Source organism: Escherichia sp. MOD1-EC4550 (assembly GCF_963876935.1).
GTDB lineage: Bacteria > Pseudomonadota > Gammaproteobacteria > Enterobacterales > Enterobacteriaceae > Escherichia > Escherichia coli_F.
Genome location: NZ_CAWNSE010000001.1, coordinates 507,137 through 514,755, shown reverse-complemented (window position 1 = coordinate 514,755; position 7,619 = coordinate 507,137). Strand labels below are relative to the sequence as shown.

4 protein-coding genes are annotated in these 7,619 nt (G+C 53.0%); all 4 read left to right on the top strand.

Going from position 1 to position 7,619, the window contains the following annotated elements; translation table 11 throughout:
• Positions 1-1,054: 1,054 nt before the first annotated feature.
• From AACU19_RS02335 to AACU19_RS02320, 4 genes are read left to right on the top strand one after another with little or no spacing between them, the layout of a single operon-like run.
• Positions 1,055-2,143 carry an ATP-binding protein gene (locus AACU19_RS02335; RefSeq protein ID WP_000074861.1) on the top strand — a complete coding sequence of 363 codons (1,089 nt, stop codon included), beginning with the start codon at positions 1,055-1,057 and terminating at the stop codon, positions 2,141-2,143.
• A gap of 10 nt (positions 2,144-2,153) precedes the next feature.
• Positions 2,154-4,433: a DUF5682 family protein gene (locus AACU19_RS02330; RefSeq protein WP_105278029.1), complete on the top strand. Its 2,280-nt coding sequence runs from the start codon at positions 2,154-2,156 to the stop codon at positions 4,431-4,433.
• Entirely contained in the window at positions 4,426-5,562 is a 1,137-nt protein-coding gene (locus AACU19_RS02325; protein WP_105278028.1) for a VWA domain-containing protein, read from the top strand. The genes AACU19_RS02330 and AACU19_RS02325 overlap by 8 nt, the downstream gene beginning before the upstream one ends.
• Entirely contained in the window at positions 5,559-7,550 is a 1,992-nt protein-coding gene (locus tag AACU19_RS02320) for an SWIM zinc finger family protein (protein WP_105278027.1), read from the top strand. Before AACU19_RS02325 ends, AACU19_RS02320 begins: the two co-directional genes overlap by 4 nt.
• Positions 7,551-7,619 lie beyond the last annotated feature (69 nt).

The window sequence follows — 7,619 nt, the reverse complement described above, 5'->3', positions numbered from 1 at the left end:
TCAGCGTGTCCATCCGCTCTCCTTATTAAGGAGCGCAACACCAGGACCTTACCCTTACACTGCCTGTCGATACTGGTTTACGTATGTTGAGTCGCCATGTTGCACTCCGGATCAGAGCACCACCTGCGGCACCACCCGTCCGGTAGCCAGGACTTGAAATTGGTTCGATCCGGCGCAACTTCCCAACAGTCAGGATTATAAATCTCATTATCTTAATTGCAACGGGGTCCGTAGGTCGTTATAATTCGTTCGTTGGGGCGCCATGTTGCATAATCAGTAACTTAACGTCAAAGTTGTAAATAAAAGAATCTGCCTCACCAGCAGGTTTTTTTATTTTCTGCGATCTGCTTTCCAGATATTTTTGCCCATAATCCACCATAAATACTCACATCCCGGTCAAATGTACGTTCATTATAAAATCGATGAATTTATAAATAAGAAAAAAGTTATCGGGTGAATTAATGGAAGCAATAATCATTTTATTAAAGGGGGAAGCGGTATTTTCCCCCTTAGATGCGTTTCAATTTGCCCGTTACTTCAACAAATCAATCAGCCGTAACAGAGCCACTAATAACTCCAGTACGGCAATGAGCACGGTTAACTTTTGTGTCAGCGTGTCCATCCGCTCTCCTTATTAAGGAGCGCAACACCAGCATCTTACCCTTACACTGCCTGTCGATACTGGTTTACGTATGTTGGACCACGATGTTGCACTCCGGATCAGGGCACTACCTGCGGCACCACCCGTCCGGTAGCCAGGACTTGAAATGGGTTCGATCCGGCGCAACGTCCCAACAGTCAGGATTATAAATCTCATTATCTTAATTGCAACGGGGTCCACCGATGGTTATAATTCGTTCGTTGGAACACGATGTTGCACAGGCCGTGGTGTTAGGCCTGAAAGTAGTAAATAAAAGAACCTGCCTCACCAGCAGGTTTTTTTATTTACTGTGATCTGCTTTCCAGATATTTTCCGCTCAAACAACTAATGCGCCAAACATTTATTGCGCGTAAAATATCGTTTATTTGATTAATACATTTCAGGGATGAATATATGTCACCGCAGAATAATCATCTGCAGCGTCCGCCTGCCGCTGTGTTATACGCCGATGAACTGGCAAAATTAAAGCAAAATGATAACGCACCTTGCCCGCCCGGTTGGCAGTTAAGTTTGCCTGCGGCCCGTTCTTTTATTCTTGGCGATAGCGCGCAAAATATCAGCCGTAAAGTCGTGATTAGTCCCTCCGCTGTCGAACGCATGTTAGTCACTCTTGCTACCGGGCGCGGTTTGATGTTGGTGGGGGAACCTGGCACCGCAAAATCTCTCCTGTCTGAATTACTGGCAACCGCTATTAGCGGCGATGCTGGGTTAACCATCCAGGGCGGCGCATCTACCACCGAAGATCAAATCAAGTACGGCTGGAACTACGCCCTGCTTATCAACCATGGCCCGTCAACGGAAGCGCTGGTCCCTGCCCCACTTTACCAGGGAATGCGCGACGGCAAAATTGTCCGTTTTGAAGAGATAACGCGTACACCGCTGGAAGTACAAGACTGTCTGTTAGGTATGCTTTCTGACAGGGTAATGACGGTGCCGGAACTCACTGGTGAAGCCAGTCAGCTCTATGCGCGAGAAGGCTTTAATATTATTGCCACTGCCAATACCCGCGATCGCGGCGTCAATGAAATGAGCGCTGCGCTAAAGCGTCGCTTCGATTTTGAAACGGTTTTTCCGATTATGGATTTCGCCCAGGAGCTGGAACTGGTCGCCAGTGCTTCGGCGCGTTTGTTGGCCCATAGCGGTATTCCGCATAAAGTGCCTGACGCGGTACTTGAGTTACTGGTACGCACCTTCCGCGATCTGCGTGCCAACGGCGAAAAGAAAACGTCAATGGATACACTGACAGCGATTATGTCCACCGCTGAAGCCGTGAACGTGGCCCACGCTGTGGGCGTCCGCGCCTGGTTTTTAGCGAATCGCGCGGGGGAGCCAGCCGACCTGGTGGACTGTATTGCCGGAACCATCGTCAAAGATAACGAAGAAGATCGCGCACGTCTGCGCCGTTACTTCGAACAACGTGTCGCTACACATAAAGAAGCTCACTGGCAGGCTTATTATCAAGCTCGCCACCGCCTGCCGTGAGGAAAGATCCATGAGCGAGCCGTTAATTGTCGGCATCCGGCATCATAGTCCGGCCTGCGCCCGGCTGGTGAAATCGTTAATCGAAAGCCAGCGGCCACGATACGTGTTGATTGAAGGCCCGGCTGATTTTAATGACCGGGTAGACGAACTGTTGTTAGCCCACCAGCTTCCGGTAGCTATTTACAGTTATTGCCAGTATCAGGACGGTGCGGCCCCCGGGCGTGGTGCCTGGACGCCATTTGCTGAATTTTCGCCGGAGTGGCAGGCGCTACAAGCCGCACGTCGTATTCAGGCACAAACTTACTTCATCGATTTGCCTTGCTGGGCACAAAGTGAAGAAGAGGATGATTCGCCTGATATGCAAGAGGAAAGCCAGGCCTTGCTGCTGCGTGCCACCCGCATGGATAACAGCGATACCCTGTGGGATCACTTGTTCGAAGATGAAAGCCAGCAAACTATATTACCCTCTGCACTGGCGCACTATTTTGCCCAACTGCGGGGCGACGCCTCCGGCGATGCGCTCAATCGTCAGCGCGAAGCCTTTATGGCCCACTGCATTGCATGGGCGATGCAGCAAAACAATGGCGACGTATTAGTCGTCTGCGGAGGCTGGCACGCTCCGGCACTGGCAAAAATGTGGCGCGAATGCCCGCAAGAAATTAACAAGCCAGAATTGCTCTCACAGGATGATGCCGTTACAGGTTGCTATCTCACGCCATACAGTGAAAAGCGCCTTGATGTGCTGGCAGGATACCTTTCAGGAATGCCTGCCCCGGTCTGGCAAAACTGGTGCTGGCGGTGGGGCTTGCAGCAGGCAGGTGAACAACTACTAAAAACGGTTCTTACCCGTTTGCGCCAGCACCACTTGCCTGCTTCAACAGCGGATATGGCTGCCGCTCATCTGCATGCGATGGCACTGGCACAGTTGCGCGGTCATACACTACCGTTACGCACTGACTGGCTGGATGCCATAGCAGGCTCGCTGATTAAAGAAGCCTTGAATGCGCCGTTGCCGTGGAGCTATCGCGGCGTTATTCATCCCGATACCGATCCGATTCTGCTAACGTTGATAGACACATTAGCAGGTGACGGATTCGGTAAACTTGCCCCCTCGACGCCACAGCCACCTCTGCCAAAAGATGTCACCTGCGAACTGGAACGTACCGGAATCTCTCTTCCGGCGGAGCTTACCTTAAATCGCTTTCCCCCCGATGGACTGGCGCAAAGTCAGGTGCTACATCAATTGGCAATACTGGAGATTCCCGGCATTGTGCGCGAGCAAGGAAGTACACTGACGCTGGCGGGCAACGGTGAAGAACGCTGGACATTAACCCAGCCACTTAGCCAACATGCGGCATTGATTGAAGCCGCATGCTTTGGTGCCACCCTCCAGGAGGCCGCACGCAATAAATTAGAAGCCGATATGCTGGACGCGGGTGGAATCAGCGGCATCACCACATGTCTTAGCCAGGCAGCGTTAGCGGGTCTGGCGTCCTTCAGTCAGCAATTACTGGAACAACTCACATTATTAATCGCCCAGGAAAATCAGTTTGCCGAAATGGGCCAGGCGCTGGAAGTGCTTTACGCCTTGTGGCAGCTCGATGAAATCAGCGGTATGCAAGGCGCGCAGATATTACAGACGACGTTATACGCGGCTATCGATCGCACACTGTGGCTATGTGAATCCAACGGCAGGCCGGATGAGAAGGAGTTTCACGCTCACCTGCATAGCTGGCAGGCGCTTTGCCATATCCTGCGCGATCTAAATAGCGGCGTTAATTTACCCGGCGTTTCGCTTTCTGCGGCGGTAGCCTTACTGGAACGTCGCAGTCAGGCGATTCATGCCCCAGCGCTGGATCGCGGTGCGGCCCTTGGCGCGCTGATCCGTCTGGAACATCCCAACGCCAGTGCCGAAGCGGCACTGACGATGCTGGCACAATTATCCCCGGCACAATCTGGCGAGGCGCTGCACGGTTTGCTGGCGCTGGCCCGCCATCAACTGGCCAGTCAGCCTGCATTTATCGCCGGTTTCAGCAGCCATTTGAATCAACTGAGTGACGCCGATTTTATTAACGCCCTGCCCGATTTACGCGCGGCGATGGCCTGGCTACCGCCACGAGAACGCGGGACGCTGGCGCATCAGGTGCTTGAGCATTACCAGCTCGCTCAGCTTCCCGTTTCGGCGTTGCAAATGCCGTTGCATTGCCCACCGCAAGCCATTGCACATCATCAACAACTCGAACAGCAGGCACTGGCATCACTGCAACACTGGGGAGTTTTCCATGTCTGAACTGAACGATCTTCTGACCACTCGTGAGCTACAACGCTGGCGATTAATTCTTGGCGAAGCGGCAGAAACGACGCTTTGTGGGCTGGATGACAACGCCCGGCGGATAGACCACGCGCTGGAGTGGCTGTACGGGCGCGATCCTGAACGGCTCCAGCGTGGTGAACGCTCCGGTGGATTAGGTGACTCAAATCTCACCACCCCTGAGTGGATCAACAGTATTCACACGCTGTTTCCGCAGCAGGTGATTGAGCGGCTGGAAAGCGATGCCGTGCTGCGCTACGGCATTGAAGATGTGGTGACGAATCTCGACGTGCTGGAGCGTATGCAGCCCTCTGAAAGCCTGTTACGCGCCGTTTTGCACACCAAACATCTGATGAATCCCGAAGTGCTGGCTGCCGCCCGCCGGATAGTGCGCCAGGTTGTTGAAGAAATTATGGCGCGACTGGCAAAGGAAGTTCGTCAGGCTTTTTCTGGTGTCCGCGATCGTCGTCGCCGCTCATTTATTCCACTGGCGCGTAATTTCGATTTCAAAAGTACCCTGCGTGCCAACCTGCAACACTGGCATCCGCAACACGGCAAGTTGTATATCGAATCCCCCCGCTTTAACAGTCGCATTAAGCGCCATAGCGAACAATGGCAGCTGGTGTTACTGGTTGATCAAAGCGGATCAATGGTCGATTCGGTGATCCACTCAGCGGTGATGGCGGCCTGTTTATGGCAGTTACCCGGCATTCGTACCCATCTGGTCGCTTTTGACACTAACGTCGTCGATCTCACTGCCGACGTTGCCGATCCGGTAGAGTTATTAATGAAAGTACAACTGGGCGGCGGGACCAATATCGCCAGTGCCGTGGAGTATGGTCGGCAACTTATTGAACGACCAGCGAAAAGCGTCATTATCCTCGTGAGCGATTTCTATGAAGGGGGTTCATCATCATTGCTGACGCATCAGGTGAAAAAGTGTGTCCAGAGCGGCATCAAAGTGCTGGGACTGGCGGCGCTCGATAGCACCGCAACACCTTGCTATGACCGCGATATGGCCCAGGCGCTGGTTAATGTCGGCGCACAAATAGCTGCCATGACACCGGGCGAACTGGCGACCTGGCTTGCGGAGAATCTTCAGTCATGAATTCACTACGTCCGGAATTATTAGAACTGACACCACAAGCTTTGACGGCGTTAAGCAATGCTGGTTTTGTGAAGCGCAGCCTTAAGGAACTGGAAAATGGCAATGTCCCGGAAATCTGCCATGAGAACGGCGCTTTAATCGCCACGTTCAGTGACGGTGTCCGTACCCGGCTGGCGAACAGTCAGGCACTGAAAGAGGCTCAATGCAGCTGCGGGGCCAGCGGCATGTGCCGTCATCGCGTGATGCTGGTGTTAAGTTATCAACGACTTTGTGCCACTGCCCAGCCTACGGCAAAAGAAGAAGAGTGGGATCCGGCAATCTGGCAGGAAGAACTGGCTACCCTGCCCAATACCACGCGCAAACGCGCGCAGGCGCTGGTCGCTAAAGGCATCACCATTGAGTTGTTCTGCACCCCGGGCGAAATTCCCTCTGCCCGCTTACCGATGAGCGATGTGCGTTTTTATTCCCGCAGCAGCATTCGTTTCGCACGCTGTGATTGTATTGAAGGCACGCTGTGTGAACATGTCGTACTGGCTGTGCAGGCCTTCGTCGAGGCCAAAAATCAACAAGCAGAATTTACTCATTTGATCTGGCAGATGCACAGTGAACACGTCACATCATCTGACGATCCGTTTTCCAGCGACGAAGGTAAAGCATGTCGTCAATATGTTCAGCAATTAAGTCAGGCATTATGGCTGGGCGGCATCAGCCAACCGTCAATCCACTACGAGGCCGCTTTCAGCCGCGCGCAGCAAGCGGCGGAACGCTGCAACTGGCGTTGGGTAAGTGAATCACTACGACAGCTACGGGCAAGCGTTGATGCCTTCCACGCCCGCGCCAGCCACTATCATGCCGGAAAATGCTTGTGCCAGCTTGCGGCGTTAACCAGTCGCTTGAACAGTGCACAAGAGATGGCGCGACGTGACAGTGTCGGTGAAGTACCGCCCATACCGTGGCGCACGGTCGTTGGCGCAGGCATTGCTGGCGAAGCAAAGCTTGATCATTTGCGGCTGGTGTCACTAGGTATGCGTTGCTGGCAGGATAATGAGCGGTATGGTTTACGCATCTGGTTCACCGATCCCGACACCGGCAGTATTTTGCATCTTTCGCGCAGTTGGCCGAGAAGTGAACAGGATAACTCTCCAGCGGCAAAACGGCGGCTGTTTAGTTTTCAGGCTGGCGCGCTGGCGGGTGGGCAAATTGTTTCACAAGCAGCAAAACGCAGTGCTGATGGCGAGTTGCTATTAGCTACCCGCAACCGCTTAAGCAGTGTTGTTCCGCTGTCGCCTGATGCCTGGCAAATGTTGAGCGCACCACTGCGCCAGCCGGGCATTGTGGCTTTGCGGGAATATTTACGCCAACGTCCGCCAGCCGCCATACGACCGCTTAACCAGGTCGATAACTTATTTATTCTGCCAGTAGAAGAGTGCATTTCACTCGGTTGGGACAGCAGTCGGCAGACACTGGATGCGCAGGTAATCAGTGGCGAAGGTGACGATAATGTGCTGACGTTATCACTGCCAGCTTCAGCCAATGCGCCCTTTGCTGTTGAACGCATGGCAGCTCTGTTACAACAAACAGAAGATCCCGTTAGTCTGGTTTCTGGGTTTATCAATTTTGCTGAGGGGCAATTGACACTGGAACCACGAGTAATGATGACGCAAACCCGCGCCTGGGCACTGGACGCAGAAACTGCGCCTGTGGCACCGCTACCTTCTACCAGCGTTCTGCCTGTACCGTCTACCACTCATCAGTTACTGATGCGCTGTCAGGCGTTGCTTATTCAACTGCTCCATAATGGCTGGCGCTATCAGGAACAGAGTGCCATTAGTCAGTCAGAGTTGCTGGTCAATGAACTCACCGCGATGGGTTTTTATCGGCTGGCACATGTGTTGGGACAATTTCGTAATACAGAAGGCGAGGCACGGGGAGAAGCAATGAATAACTGCGTTTTGCTTTGCGAACAATTATTAACCTTGCTTGAGTAACAAGGACAAATAGTGCTTTTTACAAAGAGTTCTACTCCAGTTCCGGACTGCTCACGCCAAGGTATTAGG

Excerpts from the sequence above, each read along its gene's own strand:
- AACU19_RS02330 (WP_105278029.1), top strand. The coding sequence starts at position 2,154 with ATGAGCGAGCCGTTAATTGTCGGCATCCGGCATCATAGTCCGGCCTGC.
- AACU19_RS02335 (WP_000074861.1), top strand. The coding sequence starts at position 1,055 with ATGTCACCGCAGAATAATCATCTGCAGCGTCCGCCTGCCGCTGTGTTA.
- AACU19_RS02320 (WP_105278027.1), top strand. The coding sequence starts at position 5,559 with ATGAATTCACTACGTCCGGAATTATTAGAACTGACACCACAAGCTTTG.
- AACU19_RS02325 (WP_105278028.1), top strand. The coding sequence starts at position 4,426 with ATGTCTGAACTGAACGATCTTCTGACCACTCGTGAGCTACAACGCTGG.